At 70.7% G+C, this 21,305-nt stretch carries 15 protein-coding genes; 9 read left to right on the top strand and 6 right to left on the bottom strand.

What is annotated here, in order from left to right:
- Positions 1–21 precede the first annotated feature (21 nt).
- Positions 22–699 (bottom strand): hypothetical protein, encoded by a 678-nt coding sequence (locus tag ABZ845_RS10030; RefSeq protein WP_360975618.1) that lies wholly within the window; start codon positions 697–699, stop codon positions 22–24.
- Between the two features lie 191 nt (positions 700–890).
- Here ABZ845_RS10030 and ABZ845_RS10025 point away from each other — a divergent pair, with 191 nt between their 5' ends.
- Positions 891–1,283: a (2Fe-2S) ferredoxin domain-containing protein gene (locus ABZ845_RS10025; protein ID WP_360975615.1), complete on the top strand. Its 393-nt coding sequence runs from the start codon at positions 891–893 to the stop codon at positions 1,281–1,283.
- Positions 1,284–1,379: 96 nt separating this feature from the next.
- Positions 1,380–2,471 (top strand): magnesium and cobalt transport protein CorA, encoded by a 1,092-nt coding sequence (locus tag ABZ845_RS10020; RefSeq protein ID WP_360975612.1) that lies wholly within the window; start codon positions 1,380–1,382, stop codon positions 2,469–2,471.
- Between the two features lie 115 nt (positions 2,472–2,586).
- On the opposite strand, the gene ABZ845_RS10015 is transcribed toward ABZ845_RS10020, so the two are convergent.
- Positions 2,587–7,161: a cation-translocating P-type ATPase gene (locus ABZ845_RS10015; protein WP_360975609.1), complete on the bottom strand. Its 4,575-nt coding sequence runs from the start codon at positions 7,159–7,161 to the stop codon at positions 2,587–2,589.
- A 286-nt stretch (positions 7,162–7,447) separates the two neighbouring features.
- Complete coding sequence (locus ABZ845_RS10010) at positions 7,448–7,660, bottom strand: hypothetical protein (RefSeq protein WP_360975606.1); 213 nt, start codon at positions 7,658–7,660, stop codon at positions 7,448–7,450.
- Positions 7,661–7,721: 61 nt separating this feature from the next.
- Here ABZ845_RS10010 and ABZ845_RS10005 point away from each other — a divergent pair, with 61 nt between their 5' ends.
- Positions 7,722–7,931: a hypothetical protein gene (locus ABZ845_RS10005; RefSeq protein WP_360975603.1), complete on the top strand. Its 210-nt coding sequence runs from the start codon at positions 7,722–7,724 to the stop codon at positions 7,929–7,931.
- Between the two features lie 121 nt (positions 7,932–8,052).
- Positions 8,053–9,258, top strand: a complete 1,206-nt coding sequence (locus ABZ845_RS10000; protein ID WP_360975600.1) for a PP2C family protein-serine/threonine phosphatase — start codon at positions 8,053–8,055, stop codon at positions 9,256–9,258.
- Positions 9,259–9,322: 64 nt separating this feature from the next.
- On the opposite strand, the gene ABZ845_RS09995 is transcribed toward ABZ845_RS10000, so the two are convergent.
- Both ABZ845_RS09995 and ABZ845_RS09990 read right to left on the bottom strand, forming a co-directional pair.
- Positions 9,323–9,802, bottom strand: coding sequence for a general stress protein (locus tag ABZ845_RS09995; RefSeq protein ID WP_360975597.1), 480 nt, complete (start codon positions 9,800–9,802; stop codon positions 9,323–9,325).
- A 100-nt stretch (positions 9,803–9,902) separates the two neighbouring features.
- A complete protein-coding gene (locus ABZ845_RS09990) occupies positions 9,903–10,514 on the bottom strand; it encodes a TetR/AcrR family transcriptional regulator (RefSeq protein WP_360975594.1) in 612 nt (203 codons plus the stop codon).
- Positions 10,515–10,712: 198 nt separating this feature from the next.
- On the opposite strand from ABZ845_RS09990, the gene ABZ845_RS09985 reads away from it, so the two are divergent.
- Positions 10,713–11,300, top strand: coding sequence for an ATP-binding protein (locus ABZ845_RS09985; protein ID WP_360975591.1), 588 nt, complete (start codon positions 10,713–10,715; stop codon positions 11,298–11,300).
- Between the two features lie 81 nt (positions 11,301–11,381).
- Here ABZ845_RS09985 and ABZ845_RS09980 read toward each other — a convergent pair whose 3' ends face one another.
- Positions 11,382–12,533 carry a glutathione-independent formaldehyde dehydrogenase gene (locus ABZ845_RS09980; protein ID WP_360975588.1) on the bottom strand — a complete coding sequence of 384 codons (1,152 nt, stop codon included), beginning with the start codon at positions 12,531–12,533 and terminating at the stop codon, positions 11,382–11,384.
- A gap of 636 nt (positions 12,534–13,169) precedes the next feature.
- Here ABZ845_RS09980 and ABZ845_RS09975 point away from each other — a divergent pair.
- From ABZ845_RS09975 to sbnB, 4 genes are read left to right on the top strand one after another with little or no spacing between them, the layout of a single operon-like run.
- Positions 13,170–15,863 carry a Pls/PosA family non-ribosomal peptide synthetase gene (locus tag ABZ845_RS09975; RefSeq protein ID WP_360975585.1) on the top strand — a complete coding sequence of 898 codons (2,694 nt, stop codon included), beginning with the start codon at positions 13,170–13,172 and terminating at the stop codon, positions 15,861–15,863.
- A 12-nt stretch (positions 15,864–15,875) separates the two neighbouring features.
- The gene (locus ABZ845_RS09970; RefSeq protein WP_360975582.1) at positions 15,876–19,148 is read left to right on the top strand and encodes an amino acid adenylation domain-containing protein; all 3,273 of its coding nucleotides are present in this window, start codon (positions 15,876–15,878) and stop codon (positions 19,146–19,148) included.
- A 56-nt stretch (positions 19,149–19,204) separates the two neighbouring features.
- A complete protein-coding gene (locus ABZ845_RS09965; protein WP_360975579.1) occupies positions 19,205–20,209 on the top strand; it encodes a TauD/TfdA family dioxygenase in 1,005 nt (334 codons plus the stop codon).
- Positions 20,206–21,276 carry a 2,3-diaminopropionate biosynthesis protein SbnB gene (gene sbnB / locus ABZ845_RS09960; protein ID WP_360975576.1) on the top strand — a complete coding sequence of 357 codons (1,071 nt, stop codon included), beginning with the start codon at positions 20,206–20,208 and terminating at the stop codon, positions 21,274–21,276. Before ABZ845_RS09965 ends, sbnB begins: the two co-directional genes overlap by 4 nt.
- Positions 21,277–21,305 lie beyond the last annotated feature (29 nt).

Below are 21,305 nucleotides of genomic sequence, written 5' to 3'. Positions count from 1 at the left end.
ACAGCGGAACGGTAGCCGCCGTCAGGGGCGGACATCGCCCCGGGGTCCGGCGCCGAGGGAGACCGTGGTCGTGACGCACACCACGCAGGGCGTCCGTGGAGTGGAGCCGAACCCGAACCTGACGGGAGGTTCGACCGGTGCGAGCCGGCCGAGGTTCTCGCCCTCGTAGACGGCGCCGCAGGAGGTCACGGGGTGCAGATCCCTGGCCCCGTACCACTCGTACCGGCCGGCCCCGGCACTCCCATGGGTCCCCGCCCCCAGCAGCATCCGGGCCGGGCGGTCCACCAGCGCGGCCCAGGCGGGGTGAGCGGCGAGCGGCCCCGGCACGGCCCTGAGGAGGAGTCCCACCGGGCCCCTGCGGCCGGTGGTGAGCCACAGGCCGAGTGACGGGGTCACCACCGTCCAGTCCCTTCCGGTGACCCTCACCGTGACCGGCATCACACGTACTTCGTCGAAGGCGTAGGTACCGGCGATGAAGTCCGCCGTCCGCCCGGATGGCGCCAGAAGAACACGGTGGCCGTCCCGGCGTTCGAGCATCACGTCGCTGAACGGCCCGAACGGCGAGCGCGCCCAGCGCCCCACCACGACCCGGGTGCCCGACGACGTGCCGATCCCCGCGATCCAGCCCTCGAAACGGAACCGGGTGTGCACGGCACGCCCCCGCACCAGGCGGCCGCGCAGTGAGTGAGCGATACCCATGTCATCCTTTTTCGGCATATGACAGCGCTCGCTGGAACTCCTCCGAAAACTCCCCCGAAGGTGTGAAGGAGGAAGAGGCGCCCCGGTGATCCATGACGCCTCGCAGGCGTCTGTATCGTGGCCGGACCGGTACTTCCTGCTCTGGCGAAGGGTCCCTCTTGTCTTTGCCTTCCACCCCGACCACGCGTCATGTGCGCGCCACGGACACGCTGTTGCCGTCGGACCGGTGCACCGTCACCGTGTGCAGGGGCTGCTGCTGCGGCACACCGAAGATCCCGGGCGTTGACCATGCCGGTCAACTCGGCGGTCTGCGTGCGTCGTTGTCGGATGTGGCACGGGTGCGGGCCTCCGAGTGCCTGGACATCTGCGAACAGGCGAATGTGATCGTCATCCAGCCCTCCGCGACCGGGCGGCGGGCCGGTGGACGCCCGGTCTGGCTCGGCCTGGTCAACGACCCCGACGCCTGTGACGACATCACCGCATGGGTCAGGGACGGCGGCCCGGGCCTCGCGGGACCGCCCGCCGTCCTCGATCTGTACACGGTCGGCCCGGCCCGCCGCCCGCGCCGCGGGGCCGGGGAGTGAACGGCGGCGCTCCCGCAGGCCACGGGCGCTGATGCCCGTCTTACCCCCACCTGGGACACTGCCCGGGTCCTGCTGTCCGGCGAAGGAGAGTCACGCATGTCGATGGTCGGCAATCTGCGCAAAGTCGCCCGGCTGACGCGGCGCGGCCACCGCGTGGACCTCAGTCACCCCGCCCGTTCCCCACTCGGCTCCACGGTCGTCAACTGCGTCGTCTACCGCGACGGTGTCCGCCAGCCCGCCGTCGGCTCCGTCGAGGAGGCCGTCCGCCAGGTTCGCAGGAGGAACGGGTTCGTGTGGCTGGGCCTGCACGAACCGACCGACGACGAGTTCGCGGGGGTCGCCAAGCTGTTCGGTCTGCATCCGCTGGCGGTCGAGGACGCGGTGCACGCCCACCAGCGCCCCAAGGTCGAGCAGTACGGGGAGGTCCTGTTCGCCGTCTTCAAGACGGTCACGTACGTCGAGCACTCCGAGCTCACCGCCACCAGCGAGGTGGTCAACACCGGCGAGATCATGGTCTTCGCCGGCCCCGACTTCGTGGTCACGGTCCGCCACGGCCGCCACGGTTCACTCGGCCCGCTGCGCGAGGGCCTGGAGTCCGACCCCGGCCAGCTGGCCAAGGGACCGTCCGCGGTGCTGCACGCCATCGCCGACCACGTCGTCGACGACTATGTGACCGTCGCCGACGCCGTCCAGGACGACATCGACCAGGTCGAGACCGAGGTGTTCTCCCCGCAGAGTCCGGGGAGCGCCGACGCCGGCCGTATCTACCAGCTCAAGCGGGAGCTGCTCGAACTCAAGCGGGCCGTGGTGCCCCTCGCCCGCCCGCTGTCGCGGCTCGCCACCGAGCCGATGCGCTTCGTCGACCGGGAGATCCAGGCGTACTTCCGGGACGTCGCCGACCACCTCAGCCGGGTCACCGAACAGGTCACCGCGTTCGACTCGCTGCTGGACTCCATTCTGCAGGCCCACCTCGCGCAGGTGGCCGTGGCGCAGAACGAGGATGCCCGCAAGATCACCGCGTGGGCGGCGATCGTGGCCGTACCCACGATGGTGTGCGGTGTGTACGGCATGAACTTCGACCACATGCCGGAGCTGCACTGGCGCTACGGCTATCCGCTCGCCCTCGCCGTCATCGCCGCCGCCTGCTTCGTCATCTACCGGGGTTTCAAGCGCAATGGCTGGCTGTGACGCGGGGCCGACGGCCGGTCCGCCCGCCGCGTGTTCCCTCAGCGGGTTTCCGGCAGGGTTCCCGTTGCGGCTTCCCGCCACGGTTCCCATTGCGGCTTCCCGCCACGCGTTCCCCTCACGGGTGATTCGGCAGCCCGAGCCCGGGCACGAACAGACCGAGACGCGTGAGCGCCCCGTTCAGCCAGCCGACCGGGATCGCGGCGAGTGCTGCGGCGGCCGATGACAGCGGCGCGTGCTCCCCGTCCTCGCCGGGCTCACCGTCGTCCTCGTCGGCGGTGGGCAGCCAGTCCGCGCCGGCCAGGCGGCTCGCGAGCGGCCTGAGCGCCGGGTGCAGCAGCATGGCGGTGGCGATGGCCGCCAGTGCGGTGCCCCAGGCTAGGGGCCCCAGCGGAGTGGACCCGAAGAACTGACTGACTCCGGGAGTCTGGATGATTCCCGTGAGCAAAGCGGCCGAACCGATGGTGGCGGCCAGCACCTGCCGGTCCGCGCCACCGCTGATCAGCGTCTGCGCGAGCTGGGTGCCGACCACCGCGACCAGCGCCACCGTGGCGGCCCTGCGCTGGGTGCCCGTGAAGCGGGCGGCCGTCCAGGCCAGCCCCGCGCCGAGGGCGGTGGTCAGCCCGCGTTGCAGCATCTCCTGCGTCAGGGCGGTGCCCAGCGAGTGCTGAGGGCCCTCTTCGAGGAGCTGTTCCCCGGTGCTCTCGGCCGGGGTGCGTACGGCGATCGACAGGGCCGGGGCCAGGTCGGTGAGCAGGTTGACCAGCATGATCTGACGGGCGCTCAGCGGAGAACTGCCCGCCAGCGCCGAGGCCAGCACGCTGAAGGTGACCTCGCCGAGATTGCCGCCGATCAGGATGGCGAGCGCCGTCCTGACGGAGGTCCACATCGCCCGGCCCTCGGTCAGGGCGGTGACGATCGTCTCCAGACGGTCGTCACCGATGACGACATCGGCCGCGGCGGTGGCGGCGGGGGTGCCCCGTCGCCCGAGGGCGATACCGACGTCGGCGAGGCGGATGGCGGGAGCGTCGTTGGCGCCGTCCCCGGTCATCGCCACCACCCGGCCCAGACGCTGGAATGCCTGGACGATACGGACCTTGTGGCGCGGGGTGCACCGGGCGATCACATCCACCTTCGGCAGCAGCCCGTCGAGTGAGACGTCGTCGAGCTCGTCCAGATCGGGCCCGGTGACCACCGTGTGGTCCCGCTCGCCGGTGACGGAGGCCGCGATGGCCTCGGCGGTGGCGGCGTGGTCCCCGGTCAGCAGGACGGTGTGCACTCCGGCGGCGCGCAGCCGCGCGGTGGCGGGTGCCGCCCCGGGACGTACGGGGTCGGCGAGTACGACGAAGCCGACGAAGACCAGGTCCCGAACCGTGTCGTCGGTCAGTTCCTCGCCCGGCCCCATGACCCGCTCGGCCACCGCGAGGACACGCCGCCCCGCGCCGGCCAGCTTCTCGGTGACCTTGGTGAGCGCGTTGCGGCCCGCGGCGTCGAGTGCGCTCTCGGTGCCGTTCAGGCGCCTGCGCCGGCAGCGGGCGAGTACGGTCTCCGGGGCGCCCTTGACGCTGAGCAGGGTGGTGTTCCCGGTGCGGCCCGTGGTGGCGTGGTAGGCACGGGAGGGGTCGAAGGGCAGCATGTCGATGCGCCGCCAGCGGGGAGCGCCCCGGCCGACCGAGACGCGTGCCCTGCGCGCGCCCGCGTCCACCGCGCGGTCGGTCTGGTGGGCCATCGGCTCGGACTGGCGGGCGGCGGGTGTGGCGCGCAGGGCCCCGGCCAGAACCTCCTTGTGCCCTGCGCCGAGCCTGCCCATCGGGAGCGTGCCGGCGCCGTCGCTGACGGAGGCGAGCTGGAGATTGCCCTCCGTGAGGGTGCCGGTCTTGTCGAAGCACAGCACATCTGCCCGGCCCAGCGCCTCGATGGTGCGCGGGTTGCGTACCAGCGCCCCGTGCTCGGCCAGCCGCCGTGCGGAGGCCAGTTGGGCCGCGTTGACGAGGAACGGCAGTCCCTCGGGGACCGAGGCGACGGCCAGGTTGACCGCCGAGGCCAGGCTCTGGGCGAGCGGACGGCCGTGCAGCAGCCCCGCCCCGGCCACGGCCGCCGCGGAGGCCGTCGCCACCGGGAGACTGGCCTTGGTCAGCGCCGACAGGCGTTCCTCGACTCCGGTGACGGGTGCCGCCTCCCGCGCGGTGGCCATGGTGCGCCCGACCTCGGTGGCCGTCCCGGTCGCCACGACGACGGCGAGGGCTTGTCCGGCGGAGACCGTGGTCCCTTCGTAGAGCATGGAGCGGCGCTCGGTGAGCTGCGAGGCGACCACCGGTGCGGGGTCCTTCGCCACGGGCAGCGACTCGCCGGTCAGTGACGACTCGTCCACCTCCAGGCCTTCGGCTTCCAGCAGTCGGCAGTCGGCGGGTACGACGTCCTCGGGGCGGAGCAGGATGATGTCGCCCGGCACCAGTTCTTCCGCGGTGACCAGCTGGTCGGCGCCCCCTCGCCGTACCCGGGCCCCGACAGCGGAGCGGGCGGTCAGTGCGGCGAGGGCGCGCTCGGTCCGTACGCGCTGGACGCCTCCGACCAGGGCGGAGGTCGCGGTGATGCAGGCGACGAGCGCGGCGTCCGCCTTGGATCCCACGGCGGCGGCCAGGGCCGCGCCTCCGGCGAGAACCGGTGTCAGCGGGTTGGCCAGCTCCTCCACGAACGCCGAGGGCAGGGTCGTGCGCGGTGACGTGCCCGTCTCCGGGGCTGTCTTGGCCCGGGCCACGGCCTCCTGCGCCAGGAGCCCGTCGCCGCTCGTGCGAAGTCGTTCGAGTACGCGCGCGGGCGGCATCAGATGCCAGGGGACGGTCTCCACGGAGGGGGTGAGAGGACGGGAGCACAGCTGGTGGGCGCGCCACATTCCCAAGCAGAAGGCGATACCGCCGGCCGTGTTGCAGGCCGTCTGCCCGCGCGAGCAGGCCTCCCCGGAGGGTGCCCGCATGGCCGCGACCGCGCCGATGCCGCTGCCGCTCGCGGCGAGCACCGCGCTGTCGCGGTCGACCTGGCGGGCCACTCCGACGCCGGTGAGGATCAGCCCGACCGCGTCCAGGTCGGTGCCGACCAGCAGATGGGCTCCCCAGGCCGGCGGCTCGCCCTCGCGGTGGACGCCGATGCCGCAGTCGGAGGCCCCGAGCGCCCGGCGGTTGCCCGACACCAGGAGCACCACCGAGCCCTCCGCCTGGAGCGCGCGCACCGACGCCACCAGGTGGCCTCCCGTGGGCACCATCGCGTCCACGAAGCCGAGTTCGGGATACGGCTGGTCGCTGGCGAGGATCACGCGGATCCCGGAGCGGCGGGCGGCTGCGGCCAGCGCCTGTGCGCCCGGCAGCGTCTGCGTCGCCACCCCCGCCACGGCCACCAGCCGGCGCCGGAAGGCCAGGCCCAGGACCATCTCGCTGCCCCGGAACCGCAGCCGGTCCGCTTCCCGCCGTCCGGTACGGCCCGTCACCCGCAGTTCCGCCAGCGGGCCGAGCGCCCAACCGTCGTCGTCACGGTGGACGCGGGACGGCGCGGCCGGGTCGAACAGGGTGAAGAGCCGGTCGGAGACCTGCTCGGACCCGGCGCCGCCGAGCAGGGTCAGCTCGGTCAGTTCGTGGCGTCCGCTGCGCAGTACGTCCACATCCAGGAGCACGGTGTTCACCTGGCCCAGTCGGCGCAGTGCGCTGCGGTCCATGGCCACGACGCCGCGCAGGGCGAGGAACCGCCCGAGGCTGGTGGCGAAGCCTTCGCGACCCGCCTCGGGTGCCTTGGGCATGCTCGCCAGTGCCACCGCGAGCGCCCGCCGTGGCCCCGCGTAGGGCGCGGCCAGGGCTCCGACGGCGGCACCTGCGCCCATCGCCCGTCCGGCGTAGCGGCTGATGACGTCTTCGTGAGCCTTCGGCCGTTCCACCACGATCGGCTCGGCGTGCGCGTCCTGGGGACCCAGCACCAGCCGGGGTTCCGCCCGCACCCATGCGTCGAGGGCCGCGTTGGCCTCCCGCCACTGCGCGACGCGCTGCGCGACGTCGAGCACCAGGCCGCCGCCGCGCGTGGCGATGCCCTGGAGGATCGCGTTGAGTACGGGGACCAGCGGGCCTTGGTCCTCCTCGACGGCCAGGGCCGACAGCACCGCCTTGCGCAGCCAGGGATGGTGCTGGACGGCCGCTGCCAGGGCGCCCACCTCGGACGGCAGCGGTGTCCACGGCGACAGCCGGGTACCCACGGTGAGCAGCAGCCCGGCGATGTCCGCGGCCAGCACCGGGAGGGTGGGCCGCTTGCCCAGTCCCTCGGACGGATGGTGCGGCTCCGGGCACCAGCGGTCGGGAGCGCCGGACGTCCGGCCGGAGTGGGCGCCGTGAGCCTCCGCATGGGCGATGATCCGGATCAGCTCCTGCTGGGGCGGCGGCGGGGAGGTGAGTTCCACGACGACCCGCTCGGCCGGGCCGTTGACCCGCGCCCACAGCACTCCGGGATGCTCCTCGAGCGCCTGCTCCACGAGGCCGCTGAGCGAGAGTCCGTGCGGGCCGCGTACGCCCCGGACCTCGATATGGGAGCGCCCTGGGCGCGACCACACATCCCGGCGCTCCATCCCGAGCACCGTGGCAGCGATGTCCACGGCCCCGCGGACCCCGGCGGCCACTTGGTCGGCCAGCGGCAGCCGCACCCCGGACAGCAGCGACATCCGCATGCCACCTTTCCACGCGGGCCTGTACCCCGGTTTGTCGCGATCATCATGACCCGGCCCGAAGGCACCTGCCCGGCGTGCTGAGCCGAACGGCTTCCTGGCTCGCAGGCCTCCGGACCCGCGGGTAGCTTGTGGCTGATGCCGGGGCACGGCGTGTGGTGCGTGCCATGGCACCGAGTCGGGGGGCCAAGTCCCGGACCCACGAACGGATGTGAACCGTGACAACGCCGAAGACCGCCGAAAAACGCCCCGCCCCGCGGACCAGGACCAAGAGGGCGCCGCGTCACGCCTCCGGTGCGAAGACGACGCAAGGGACGACGCAACGGCGGCGGCCCGCCTCCGCTCCGGCCGCCGCGAGAACGCCGAAGAAGACCGAGAAGTCTCCTGTGGCGACGAGGACGTCGAAGAGGACCGACAGGTCTCCCGTCGCAACGAGGACGTCGAAGAGGACCGACAGGTCTCCCGTCGCGACGAGAACAGCGAAAAGGACCGACAAGTCTCCGGCCGCAGGCTCCGGTGGGCGCGCGATCGCCGTCGCCGTCCCGCCGCTGGCCGAGATGGCCTCCAGGGCGCTGAGCGCCGCCGCGGTCCCCGTGACCGCCGCGCGTCGTGCACTGCCCGCCAAGGACGGTCTGCCCCTGTACGCCGGGCTCGGCGCGCTGGCGGTGTTCGGCGCGCTGGAGTGGCCCCTGGCGGTGGGCATCGGCATCGGGTACGCCGTCCTGCGGCGGAGCGGACTGCTCGACCCGCCCGCCTCGTCGAGGTGAGGAGAGCTCGCGCGGCGTGCCACCGGCAGGTGTCCCCCAGTCACGCCGCAAAAGGCCCTGACCAGCATTTTCACCGGCCAGGAGCCCCCGTCGGCGGATAAGTCGGGGTATACATTGAAGTATGCTCCTTCAGCCCCACGACGGTGGCGCTTGGTCCTGGCAGTCGAGCCGAACCCTCGTGGTGATCCCGATCGCCCTGATCGTCGCGATCACGATCGCGGACATCCTGTCGCCCCAGAGCACGCACCTGGGGCCCCTGCTCGTGGTCGCGCCCGCGCTCACCGCATCGTTCGGCGGCTCCCGGCTCACCGCGCTCATCGGGGCCCTCGCCGTCGGGGCGCTCGTAGCGATCTCGGTGATCCGAAACAGCATCTTCACCTCCAACCACGAGAGCCAGCTCATCGCCCTGATCCTGATCTGCGCCTTCACTGTGATCTTCTGTCGGCTGCGGGAACGGCACAGCGCCGAGCTGCGACAGGTGCGGTCCGTGGCCGAGGCCGCGCAGCAGGTCGTGCTGCAGCCACTGCCCGAGCGGATGGGGACGCTGCGTATCGCCAGCGCCTACCGGGCCGCCACGGACCATGCGCGGATCGGCGGTGACCTGTACGCCGCCGTGCGCACCGAACGCGGGACCCGCCTGCTCATGGGCGACGTCCGCGGCAAGGGCCTGCCCGCCATCGAGGACGCGGCGCTCGTGCTCGGCGGGTTCCGCAGCGCGGCGCACCGGGAGCCGACGCTCCCCGCGCTACGGGCGGAGCTCGACGCGACGGTGTGCTGGAGCCTGGCGCAGCCGGCCAGGAACGGACCCGAAGCGGACGAGTCCTTCGTCACCGCGGTCCTGATCGACGTCCCGGACGACGAACCCGTGGTACGGATCCTCAACTGCGGCCATCCGCCGCCGTTCCGGCTGCGCGGAGGGCAGGTCACGGTGCTGGCACCGGGGCAGTACGCGACTCCGCTCGGCATGTGCCTGCCGCAGGCTCCGCGCGGGTCCGTGGACACGTACGCGTTCGAACCCGGCGACATGCTGGTGCTCTATACGGACGGTGTCACCGAGGCGCGTGACGCCGACGACCGGTTCTATCCCCTCGCCGACCGCCTCCCCGGCTGGAAGGACACGGACACCCCGGGGGGACTCATCGACCGGGTCCGCGACGACCTCGGCATGTTCTGCCGGAGCACCTTCGACGACGACGCCGCGCTGGTCGTGGTGCGCCGCGGGGTGTTCACCGGCGAGATCGGCGCACCCGACCAGCAACCGGTGAAGACGAATGCGGGCCTGCGGCCCTGCCGCCCGTCGGTGACGCACCGGGCTCCGCACTGGTAGACGTGGTTTCAGCGCGAGCGGTTCAGCCTTCGCGGTTCAGCCTTCGCGGTTCAGCCTTCGCGGTTCAGCCCTCGCGCCAGCCGAGTTTGATGAGCATGTTCTTCGCCTCTTCCGCGACCTCGGACTCGGCGACGACGTCGTAGCGCGCGGCGACGATCTGGCTGCGGGAGGCGAAGTCGTGGCGGCCCCGGGTGAAGGCGTGGCCGGCGAATCCGAAGAGGGCACCGAAGATCGCGCCGTAGAACAGACCGCTGAGCATCAGCACGATCACATGATGGTTGCCCGCCGCGAACAGCGACAGCAGCAGGCCGATGAGCAGCCCGAACCAGGCGCCCGAGCCGGCACCGGCAAGGGCGGCCCGGCCGCGGGTGAGGCGGCCCAGCACCGTCTCCACCATGCGCAGGTCCGTGCCGATGATCGCGGTGTGCTCCACCGGGAACTTGCTGTCGGAGAGGAAGTCGACGGCACGCTGGGCTCCCTCGTAGGTCGGATATGAGCCGACCACCGGGCGGTCGAGTGGTGCGGTGTGCGGTTGCTGGGTCATCGAAGGACTCCCTTCGTCACCTTCCTCGTCAAGCAGCCTCCTTCCCCGCGGCAGCCGCCGCAAGGCGAGGCTCTCCGGCCCTCCGTGCCCGTGCGCCGGTCTACGTACCCGCGCCGCCGCACGCACGCCAGCGGGGTTCGAACCGGTCGAGGAGCAGGCGGAACGCCGTGTCGGCCCGCCGCCACTCCCCATCGGCCAGGGGAGCGAACAGCAGTCCGAAGGCGGAGCCGACCAGGAGGGTGGCCTCGTCCCGGGCCTCCTCCTCGGACATGCCCAGCCCCAGGAAGAGGGGCGTGAACAGACCGCTCCACTCGGCGAGCAGATTGCGGAAGAGGGGACCGTACCGGTCGGGGTCCATCAGGCTGACGGCCATCAGTTCGAAGTAGAGGGGCAGCATGGCACGGCGGTCCGGCTGGCCGAGCTGCCGCCACACCTCTTCCACGAAGCGCCGCAGAGCAGCCGCGTCATGGACGGGAGCGAGCCGGGCGAGGAGGGATTCGAAGCGGAACAGCGGGCGCTGCTCGTCCAGGGCGAGAGCCTCGGCGACCAGACGCTCCTTGGTGCCGAAGTAGTACAGCAGCATGCGGTCACTGGTCCCCAGCGCCCGGGCCATCGGACGCAGGGAGAGGCCGGCCAGCCCGTTGCGGACCACATACTCGCGGACGCGGTCCAGCAGTTCGAGCCGCTTGGCGGGGTCGGGTGGACGCGGCATGGGCACTCCGGAGGGTGTTCGTGGAGACGAGGGGCGAGACCGGTCAGGACCGGATCCTTCGCCCGTTTTGTCGCAGTTCATTCGGTTTTATTGTCTTTTTACCGTAGCACGTGCTACATGTATATGTGTTCATGTAGCGCCCGCTACAAGAACGGCCGAACGGCCGCACCATTGACAGCGCGAAATGAGCTGATCCGAATGTCCGCCCACGCCCTCAACGCGATACCCGACGACCGGTGGCCGTCCGTGTCCCACGACGGCAAGGCGACACCCTCCGCCGGTGGGCCGTCCGCGAGCGGCTCGCCCTCCTGGTGGCGGCGGTGCGCCATGATGTGGGCGCGCACCATGGAGCCGGTGCGCCCGCTCAGTGCTCCGGCCGCGCGTGCCACCGGACAGGAAGCCTCGTGGCCCCTGGTGAGCGAACCGGTCTCGGTCGGGCATGCCCGGCGGCTGGTGACCGCCCAGCTCGCCGCGTGGGAGCTGGACGGCGACCTTGCGGACACCGCCGAGCTCCTGGTCAGCGAACTCGTCACCAACGCGCTGCGCCACGCGCCCGGCCCCGTCCGCCTGAACCTCCGGGCCTCCGGCTCCCGGCTGCGCTGCGAGGTCGAGGACACCAACGACTCCCACCCCGTCCGCCGCGTCGTCTGCGCCGAGGACGCCGAGAGCGGACGCGGTGTGGAGCTCCTGGAACTGCTCAGCGCGGCCTGGGGCAGCTTCCATACGCCGACCGGCAAGACGAGCTGGTTCGAACTCGAACCTCCGCTCCCGGCGGACGGCGCGTGACCGGCTCCTCCCCGGTATGTCCACGCACCGGTCCGGGCGCCCGCGCGCCCGGACCGACCCTCGCCCTTACCCGTTGCGCTCCTACGCCGCCAGTGCGTGCCCGGGGTGCAGCACCACCTTGGTGCAGCCCTCGATCCGTTTGTCGAACATCTCGTACGCCTCAGGCGCCTGGTCCAGCGGCAGCTCATGGGAGACGACGAAGCTGGGCTCGGCGCGCCCGGCGATGATGAGGTCGCGAAGCTGGCGGTTGTACCGCTTGACGTTGCACTGCCCCGTGCCCATCTTCTGGCCCTTCTCGAACATCTTGCCGATGGAGACGAGCAGCCGGCCGCGTTTGGCGTGCTCATCGGGCGCACCCGGGTCGGAGGGCACATACAGGCCGGGGACACCCAGCCTGCCGGTCGGCCGCACGGTTTCCACGAGCGCGTTGAGGACCACACCGGGCTCCTCGTGCCGGGCGTCGTGTGCCTGAGCCTGGTATCCGACGGCGTCCACGCCCTTGTCCGTTCCCTCTCCCTTCGTCTGCCGCTTGATCTGCACGGCCGGATCGTCCTCGGTGAAGTCGACGGGAATCGCCCCGATCTGCCCGGCCTTGGCGAGCCGCTCGGGCACCCGGTCGACGCAGAACACCATCGAGGCGCCACGCAGCAGCGCGGAGTAGGCGGCCATCAGTCCCACCGGCCCCGCGCCGTAGACGGCGACGCTCTCACCGGGCGACACCTGGGCGAGTTCACATCCGTGGTATCCGGTCGGGAAGATGTCGGCGAGGAGGACGAAGTCGGCCTCGTGCTGCTCGCCCGGAGGCAGCTTCAGGCAGTTGAAATCGGCGAACGGCACCCTGAGCAGCTCAGCCTGGCCGCCCTTGTACGGCCCCATGGCCACATAGCCGTACGCTCCTCCCGCGAAGCCGGGATTGACCGTCAGGCAGAACCCCGTCTCCCCGGCAAGGCAGTTCTTGCAGAAGCCGCAGGCGACATTGAAGGGCATCACGACGCGGTCGCCCTCGGCCAGGGATGCGACGCCGGAGCCGGCCTCCTCGACGATTCCCAGGTTCTCGTGCCCGAAGACGATGCCCGGCTCGGCCGCCGTCCGGCCCTCGTACATATGAAGGTCCGAGCCGCAGATCGCGGTCGATGTGACGCGGACGAGGACGTCGTTCGGATGCTGGATACGGGGGTCGTCGACGTCCCTGACGGTCACGCTGAAGGGTTTCTCGTAAACGACGGCTTTCACCTGCGCCACCTCCGCGCGGAAGGCTCGATGACGGCGGCGACCGGCGGCACGCGACCCGGGGCGGCACGACGAAGGGGTCCCGACGGCCTGCTCGGCGCGCCCGGTCGCACGGTCTCCACCGCCGGATACCTCCAGGGAACGCCGGTACAGCAGGTGCCGCAACCCGCGCAGGGGAGCCGCCACGCACGAGTGATCGGCGGCCTCACACAAGAGCCCAACCGCCTGTAGAATAAGATGTAATAACCACCTTCCGATACGCCCTGGAACTCCGGTATCGAAGCGAGGTGGACCCGGATTCGCCCTTCGGAAACGCCGAGGGCCCTCACCGGTGGCCCAGGGCCGGGCAATCTCACCTAAGCCTCCAGAGTGAACCTCCACAAGGGTGAATTGTTGCTCACTCTAACGAAGCAGGAACGGTGGAATACCGGCCGGTGAGCGCCACTGACCCGGCGTCGCCAACCGGCCCGAGTGGCAACCTGACGGTGGTCGAATAAAACTGAAACGCGTGGTTTCGTGATCACATCAGAGCGAACGACCTCGTTGGTTCTGGATTCCTCGCGCCCGGTCGCGTCCGGGCGCGAGGGCCCTGGACAGGCCACTGGCCGAGGGTTGTCGAAATGTCTTCGAGGAGCTCGAATGGTGGAGAAGTCTGCCGAGGTCCTGGCGTCCGGGCCCCAAGAACCCGCGACCGTCAAGCCCAGCAGTACCGGCATGACGACGACAGACACCGAGCGAAAACTCGCCGAAGTACTGGCCGACCTGGTCTCCGCCGAACAGGTCGGGGCCGACAGCCACTTCTTCAACGACCTCGGCGCGAATTCGCTGGTCATGGCTCAGTTCTGCGCACGGCTGAGGAAGCGGCCGGATCTGCCGTCCCCCTCGATGAAGGACATCTACCGGAATCCGACGGTCCAGAGCCTGGCCACGGCCCTCGCGGACGCCGCACCCGCACCCGCACCCGCACCCGCACCCGCACCCGCACCCGTCGACAATGCGACAGCGCCGGCGCCCCCGACCGCCGAGATGGCGGGTGCCATGCGGGTGACGACACGGTCCCAGGCCCTGGTTCAGCAGGTCCAGGAGCCGGCGCCGACGCGGGAACACACGGCGAACACCGTGGACTACGTCATGTGCGGAACGATGCAGCTCATGGTCTTCCTGGGGTACTCGTTCCTTGTCGGAGTGGTCGCCGCCCAGGGCTACGACTGGGTGTCCGACGGCGACGGGTTCGTGGAGATCTATCTGCGCTCCGTGTCCTTCGGCGGCGCCGGATTCATCGCTGTGTGCGCGCTGCCCGTCGTTGCCAAATGGCTCCTCATCGGGCGCTGGAAGCCACGCGAGTTCCAGGTCTGGAGTCCGGCCTACCTGCGTTTCTGGATCGTCAAGGTGCTTCTGCACGCCAATCCGATGATTCTGTTCGTCGGAACTCCGCTGTATGTGCTCTACCTGCGGGCACTCGGCGCCCGGATCGGCAAGGGCGTCACGATCCTCTCCCACCATGTACCGGTCTGCACCGATCTGCTCACGATCGGCCCGGGCACGGTGATCCGAAAAGAATCGTTCTTCCTCTGCTACCGGGCGCACGCCGGCCGTATCCAGACCGGCCGGGTCACCATCGGCCGCGATGCGCTCATCGGCGAGATGACCGTGCTCGACATCGACACATCGGTGGGTGACAAGGGCCAGCTCGGGCACGCGTCCGCACTGTACCGGGGGCAGTCGATCCCCGACGCGGAGCACCACCACGGCTGCCCGGCGGAGCCCACACAGATCGACTACCTGCGGGTCGCCCCGGCCCGGTGCGGCACACTGCGTCGGGCGTGCTTCAGCGTCTCCTCCCTGGTCCAGCTGTTCCTGCTGTTCCTGCCGCTGACCGTCGGCGGTGTCTACATGGTGATCAACGCCATTCCGTCGCTGGACGACCGGCTCGACCCGGACGCGGGCACGATGACGCCGCCTGCGCTCCTGCTCGACGCGGTGGAGATGTCGCTCGTGGTGTTCTTCGGCGTCGGTGTCCTGGGCCTTGTCGCCCTGTACACGCTGCCACGCCTGCTGAGTCTGGCGGTCAGGCCCGACAGGGTCTATCCGCTCTATGGATTCCGCTACGCCGCGCACCGGGCGATCGTCATCATGACGAACATCAAGTTCTACGCCTGGCTCTTCGGCGACAGTTCCTTTGTCGTCCACTATCTGGGCGGCCTGGGATACGACCTGACACGGGTGGAGCAGACCGGGTCGAACTTCGGCACGGAAATGAAGCACGAGTCGCCGTTCCTGACCACGATCGGCAGGGGGACGATGGTCGCCGACGGGCTCTCCATGATGAACGCCGACTATTCGAGCACGTCCTTCAAGGTGTCCCGGGCCACGATCGGCCCGCACAATTTCGTCGGCAACAACATCGCCTATCCCGCCGGTGGCAGGACGGGTGACAACTGCCTTCTGGCGACCAAGGTGATGATTCCCCTCGACGGCGAGATCCGCAGCGGGGTCGGGCTGCTCGGATCACCCCCTTTCGAGATTCCGCGGACCGTGGAGCGCGACAAGCGGTTCGACCATCTCAGGACCGGTGACGAACTGCGCCTCCATCTGCGTGCCAAGAACCGCTACAACCTGCGCAGCATCGTCTTCTGGCTGATTCTGCGGTGGCTGCACGCCTTCGGCCTCGCGACGATCTCGCTCGCCTCGATCGACCTGTACGGCACCGTCGGACATCTGGTGATCGCCGGATACCTGGCGATCGCCCTGAGCTTCACCACGGTCTACTTCATCCTGACCGAACGGTGCATCGCACGGTTCCGTCCGCTGCAGCCCCGGCTGTGCTCGATCTACGACCCGTACTTCTGGTGGCACGAGCGACTGTGGAAGGTGCCGGTCAACTTCCTGAGCATGTTCAACGGCACCCCGTTCAAGAACGTGGTCTGGCGGCTGCTCGGTGTGCGCATCGGCCACAGGGTGTTCGACGACGGCCTCCGGGTGACGGAGCGGACCCTCACCGCCATCGGGGACGACTGCACGATCAACGCCGGGACCAAGATCCAGTGCCACTCGCAGGAGGACGGCACGTTCAAGTCCGACCACATCACACTCGGTGCGGGCTGCACCCTCGGCGTGGGAGCGGTTGTGCACTACGGCGTGACGATGGGCGACGGCGCCGTGCTGGCACCGGACTCCTTCCTGATGAAGGGCGAGGAAGTCCCCTCGCACGAGCACTGGGGAGGCAACCCCGCCGCGCCGATGCCCGAAGCCACCGCGCCCGCCCTCGTTCTGGGCCCGGCGGCCCCCGCTCCCCCGTCCTCCGCCGACGATGCCGCGCCGCGGGCGCACTGAGGAAGGTCATCGATGGAAGCGCACGCTGAGACGGACCGGGAGTTCTGGACCGCCGTACTCGAAGCCGGAGGACTGACCGCGGTTCCCCGGTGGGTCCGGGAGCCGGTGTCGGGCGTCGCCGAGTACGAGGCGACGGTGCCTCAGGACGTCGCCGGGACGGTCCGTGGGCTGGCGCGGGAGCTGGGGGTGCCGCTGAGCGCGGTGCTGCTGGCAGCTCACGCCAAGGTGCTCGCGGCGCTTTCGGGTGAGCGGGACGTGGTGACGGGCTACGCCACCGGGACGCGGCGCGGGCCGCTGCCCTGCCGTTTCACCGTCGCCCCCGGATCGTGGCGCGCACTGGTCAGGAGCGCTCACGGTGTCGAGGCGGACCTGCTCCGGCACCGGGAGTTCCCGGTGGACGACCTGCGGCGGGAGCTGGGAGTGGCCGGGCCGTCGTACGAGGTCGTGTTCGACCCGGCCGGGAGCGAGTCCGGGCTGGTCGACGACGCGGCGCTGTGTGTCGACTGGTGCGACCGTGACGGCCGGCTGACGGTGCGGCTGCGGTGCCGTACGCAGGTGCTGGACTCCGAGGCCACGGCACGGATCGGCGGCTACCATCTCGCCGCCCTCGCGGCGATCGCGGCGGACTCGGACGCCGAGCACACCCACGCGAGCCTGCTCTCCGCCGAAGAGGTGCGGTACCAGCTCGAAGGGCTCGCGGGACCGCACCGGGAGCTGCCCGAGGCGCGCGCACACGAGCTGTTCGAACAGCGGGTGCGCGAGCATCCGGGGGCCGTGGCGGCCGTGCACGGCGACCGCTCCTTGACGTACGAGGAACTCAACAAGCGGGCCAACCGGCTGGCACGCGCGCTCCTGGCTCGTGGGCTGGGCCGCGAGGACGTGGTGGCGGTCGTCACCGAACGCGATCTGGACTGGCTGGCCTCGGTGCTGGCGGTGTTCAAGGCCGGCGGCGTCTACCTCCCGATCGAGCCGCACTTCCCGGCCGGCCGTATCGCCGCGACGCTCACGCGCGCCGGGTGCCGGCTGGTGCTGACCGAGCCCGGCAGCACCCACACCCTCGACGAGGCCCTGGGGACGCTCGAGGGCGTCGAGAAGCTGCCGGTCGGGACGGCGTACGCGGAGGGGCACGCGGACACCGACGTCGGCGTGGAGATCACTCCGGACCGGCTCGCGTACATCTACTTCACCTCGGGCTCCACAGGCGAGCCCAAGGGCGCGATGTGCGAACACGCGGGCATGCTCAACCATCTCTTCGCCAAGATCGACGATCTGGGGGTCGGTGAGGGACAGGTGGTCGCGCAGACGGCCCCGCAGTGCTTCGACATCTCGCTGTGGCAGTTGCTGGCCGCGCTGCTGGTCGGCGGCCGGACCCTGCTGGTCGATCAGGAAGCCGTGATGGACGTGGACCGCTTCCTCGACACGGTGGTCCGGGGCCGGGCCACCGTGGTGCAGGTCGTGCCCTCCTATCTGGAGGTCGTGGTCTCGTATCTGGAACGCCACCCCCGCGACCTGCCCGATCTGAGGTGTGTGTCGGTGACCGGAGAGGCGCTGAAGCGGGAGCTGATCCAGCGCTGGTTCGCGATCCGGCCGGGGATCAGGCTGGTCAACGCGTACGGGCTGACCGAGACGTCCGACGACACCAATCACGAGGTCATGGACCGGCTGCCGGAGGGCGACCGGGTGCTGCTCGGCCGGGCCGTCAACAACGTACGCGTCTACGTCGTGGACGAGCGGCTCTCGCTGGTGCCGCTGGGCGCCCCGGGGGTGATCGCGTTCGCCGGGGTGTGCGTGGGGCGCGGCTATGTGAACGACCCCGAGCGGACCCGCGCGGCCTACCTGGAGGATCCGTACCGGCCGGGTGAGCGGCTCTACCTGGGGGGCGACTGGGGCCGCTGGCATCCGGGCGGGGGGCTGGAGTTCCTCGGCCGCCGGGACAACCAGGTCAAGATCCGCGGGTTCCGTATCGAGATCGGGGAGATCGAGAACACCCTGTTGCGGGTTCCCGGCGTGCGCGACGGTGCCGTGGTCGTCGCCGAGCGGGCGGGCCACACCAAGCATCTGGTCGCCTTCTGTTCCGGCAGGCCCCAGGAGGTGGAGGTGCTGCGGCAGGCCCTGGGCACCGCACTGCCCGCCTATATGGTCCCCTCGGCCTTCCACTGGCTGGAGGGCCTGCCGCTGACCGCGAACGGCAAGATCGACAGAAAGGCCCTGACGGCGCTGGCCGAGCAGGGCGCGCTCACGCCTGGGAACGGAGACGCCGGGCAGGAAGACCGGGCGCCGCGCAGCCCGGGCGAGCGAAGGCTCGCGGCCGTCTGGGCCGAGCTGCTCGGCGTTCCCGAGCACCACATCGGCCGGAGCGACCACTTCTTCGACTCCGGGGGCACCTCGCTCACGGCGGTCAAGCTCACCATCGCACTGAATCGGGCGGTGTCCCTCAAGGACATCACCCGGCACCCGGTGCTCGCCGATCTCGCGGCCCTCCTCGACGGCACGGCCGGGCAGCACACGGAGCTGCTGCAGCCGCTGTCCCGGACGGACGGCGGCGTGCCGGAGTACGCCCTGGTGTGCTTCCCCTACGCGGGCGGCAACGCGGTCAACTACCGGCCGATGGCCACCGCCCTCGCGGGCCGCGGTCCCGCGGTGTTCGCGGTCGACCTGCCCGGTCACGACCTCGCCGCCCAGGGCGAACCGTTCGCGCCGATGGCGGAGGTGGTGGAGCGGGTCGTCGACGAGATCACCGGGCGCGGACTGACGAGAGTCATGCTGTGGGGACACTCCTCGGGCGCCGCCCCCGCCATGGAGACCGCGAGACGGCTTCTGGAGCGCGGGGTGGAGGTCCCCAGGGTGTTCCTGGGCGCGCAGCTGCTGGGCTCCGCCGACGACCGGCGTGCCGCCGTCACCGCGCTGACGGTGCGGAGCAACGGGGAGATCGCCGCCGAGCTGACCGCGGACAGCGGCTACACCGAGCTGGGGGAGCTGAACGCGCCGCACGCCGAGCACATCGGCGCCGCCTACCGGCATGACTGCGTGTCCGCCCATCGCTGCTTCGCCGACCTGCTGGACGATCCGCCGCCGGTGAGACTGCCGGTGCCGGTCACCGTCGTCATCGCCGCCGATGACCCGCTCACCTCCGGATTCCGCGATCGGTACCGGGACTGGCTGCTCCTGGCCGACCACGTGGATCTGTGTGAACTCGCCGACGGCGGCCACTACTTCCCGCGCACCCGGCCCGCCGAAGCGGCGGGAGCGGTCCTAGGAGCGGCCGAACTGCTCGCATCGCCCTGAACCTCTGAACCTCTGAACCTCCTCGGGCCTCTGAACGGCAATCGAAAGGAAACCAGATGTCGTCCTCGCAATCGCTGGCCTCACTGCTCGAGGTGGAGCTGCGGCCGGACAAGCCCCCGATCCTGCGGGTCGATACGCCCGACCCGTCGGCCTGGGCCGCCGAGTACCGCGAGGCGCTGAGGGCGCAGGTCAACGAGCACGGCGTGCTGCTGGTCCGCGGTCTGGGACTGCGGGACACCGCTCAGGCCGGATCCCTCTTCACCGCGCTCGCCGGTGAACTCATGGCCGAGAAAGAGGCTTTCGCGCCCCGCGAGAGCCGGGGCCCGGGGCTGTACTCCTCCGCCACATGGCCGTCCAACCAGCCGATGTGCATGCACCACGAGCTGAGCTACCGGCTGGAGGTGCCCGGCCTGATGCTCTTCGCGTGCCTGACCGCGCCCGCCGAGGGCGGGGCGACCGCGGTGGCCGACTCGCAGCGTGTGCTGGCGGCACTGCCGGCGGCGGTCACGGAGCGGTTCGAGCGTGATGGATGGCTCCTGACCCGCAGCTACAACGACGAGATCGGGGCGTCCCTGCTGGAGTCGTTCGGCACGGAGAACCCCGTGGCGATCGAGCAGTACTGCCGCGCCAACGCCATCGAGTTCGACTGGCAGTCCGACGGCTCGCTGCGCACCCGCCAGCTCCGCAGTGCCGTGGTGGGGCATCCGCTCACCGGCCGGCGCTGCTGGTTCAACCAGATCGCCTTCCTCAACGAGTGGACGCTGGCCCCGGAGGTGCGCGAGTACCTGGTGGACATCTACGGCGCGGACGGGCTGCCCTTCAACACCCGTTTCGGAGACGGCACCCCGATCGGTGAGGACATCGTCGCCACGCTCAACGCCACCTACGAGGAGCACACCCGGCGCGAGCCCTGGCAGTCCGGCGATCTGCTGCTGGTCGACAACGTACGCACCGCACACAGCCGGGAGGCGTTCAGCGGAGAGCGGGAGGTGGTGGTCGGCATGGCCGAGCCCCGTTCCCTGACCGACGCGTGCCCGACCCTGGAGGCGAGCAGGCGATGACCACGACGTCCTCCCCCACGCCCCAGCCCAGCTCCGCGCACCGGGCTCCGGTACCCACCTTCGCGGTGATCTCCGGCGCCCAGGTGCAGCATGCGCTCCAGGGGCGCGAGAAACAGATCGTGGAACTGGTCGAGGCCACGTACCGGCTGCACGGCTCGGGCGACTCGGTCAACCCGCCGTCGTTCTTCCTGCGCTTCCCCGACCGTCCCGCGGACCGGATCATCGCGCTGCCTGCGTCCATCGGCGGGCCGGTCCAGGTGGACGGACTGAAGTGGATCTCCAGCTTCCCCGCCAACGTGGGAGCCGGTCTGCCCCGGGCCTCCGCCGTCCTCATCCTCAACGACCATGACACCGGGTACCCGTTCGCGTGCCTGGAGAGCTCCATCGTCAGCGCCACCAGGACCGCGGCATCCGCGGCGCTCGCGGCCGAATGGCTGAGCCGCGGCAGAACGCGCCCCACCCGTGTCGGATTCTTCGGTACGGGTCTGATCGCCCGCTACATCCATACGTTCCTGGCCGGCACCGGCTGGACGTTCGACCGTATCGGCGTACACGACGTGTCCGCGGACAGCGCCGCCGGATTCTGCAGCTACCTGGAGCAGTCCGGCAGCACGGGGCGGGTCACCGTGTACGACGGCCCCGAGGCGCTGATCCGCTCCAGCGACCTGGTGGTCTTCGCCACCGTCGCCGGAAAGCCCCATGTCACCGACCCCGACTGGTTCACCCACAACCCCTTGGTCCTCCATGTCTCCTTGCGCGACCTCTCACCGCAGATCCTGCTGCGCTCGGCCAACTTCGTGGACGACGTCGAGCACTGCCTCAAGGCCGACACCTCCCCGCATCTGGCCGAACAGCTCACCGGAAACCGCGACTTCCTGAACGGCACCCTCGATGACGTCATGTCCGGACGGGTGAGCCCGCCGGCCGACCGGCCAGTGGTGTTCTCTCCGTTCGGGCTGGGCGTCCTCGACCTCGCCGTCGGCAAATTCGTCTACGACGAGGTCGCCCTGGCCGGACACCTCCACCTCATCGACCACTTCTTCCACGAGCTGCGCCGGTACGGCTGACGCCCTTACCGTCGGCTCTGGCAACAGGA

The organism is Streptomyces sp. NPDC047022, assembly GCF_040644155.1.
Taxonomy (GTDB): domain Bacteria; phylum Actinomycetota; class Actinomycetes; order Streptomycetales; family Streptomycetaceae; genus Streptomyces.
This window is presented reverse-complemented; position numbering and strand designations above follow the sequence as displayed.

Coding starts and splice junctions, on each gene's coding strand:
- ABZ845_RS10030 (WP_360975618.1), bottom strand. CDS start 699: ATGGGTATCGCTCACTCACTGCGCGGCCGCCTGGTGCGGGGGCGTGCC.
- ABZ845_RS10020 (WP_360975612.1), top strand. CDS start 1,380: ATGTCGATGGTCGGCAATCTGCGCAAAGTCGCCCGGCTGACGCGGCGC.
- ABZ845_RS10015 (WP_360975609.1), bottom strand. CDS start 7,161: ATGTCGCTGCTGTCCGGGGTGCGGCTGCCGCTGGCCGACCAAGTGGCC.
- ABZ845_RS10005 (WP_360975603.1), top strand. CDS start 7,722: ATGGCCTCCAGGGCGCTGAGCGCCGCCGCGGTCCCCGTGACCGCCGCG.
- ABZ845_RS10000 (WP_360975600.1), top strand. CDS start 8,053: ATGCTCCTTCAGCCCCACGACGGTGGCGCTTGGTCCTGGCAGTCGAGC.
- ABZ845_RS09995 (WP_360975597.1), bottom strand. CDS start 9,802: ATGACCCAGCAACCGCACACCGCACCACTCGACCGCCCGGTGGTCGGC.
- ABZ845_RS09990 (WP_360975594.1), bottom strand. CDS start 10,514: ATGCCGCGTCCACCCGACCCCGCCAAGCGGCTCGAACTGCTGGACCGC.
- ABZ845_RS09985 (WP_360975591.1), top strand. CDS start 10,713: ATGTCCGCCCACGCCCTCAACGCGATACCCGACGACCGGTGGCCGTCC.
- ABZ845_RS09975 (WP_360975585.1), top strand. CDS start 13,170: ATGGTGGAGAAGTCTGCCGAGGTCCTGGCGTCCGGGCCCCAAGAACCC.
- ABZ845_RS09970 (WP_360975582.1), top strand. CDS start 15,876: ATGGAAGCGCACGCTGAGACGGACCGGGAGTTCTGGACCGCCGTACTC.
- ABZ845_RS09965 (WP_360975579.1), top strand. CDS start 19,205: ATGTCGTCCTCGCAATCGCTGGCCTCACTGCTCGAGGTGGAGCTGCGG.
- sbnB (WP_360975576.1), top strand. CDS start 20,206: ATGACCACGACGTCCTCCCCCACGCCCCAGCCCAGCTCCGCGCACCGG.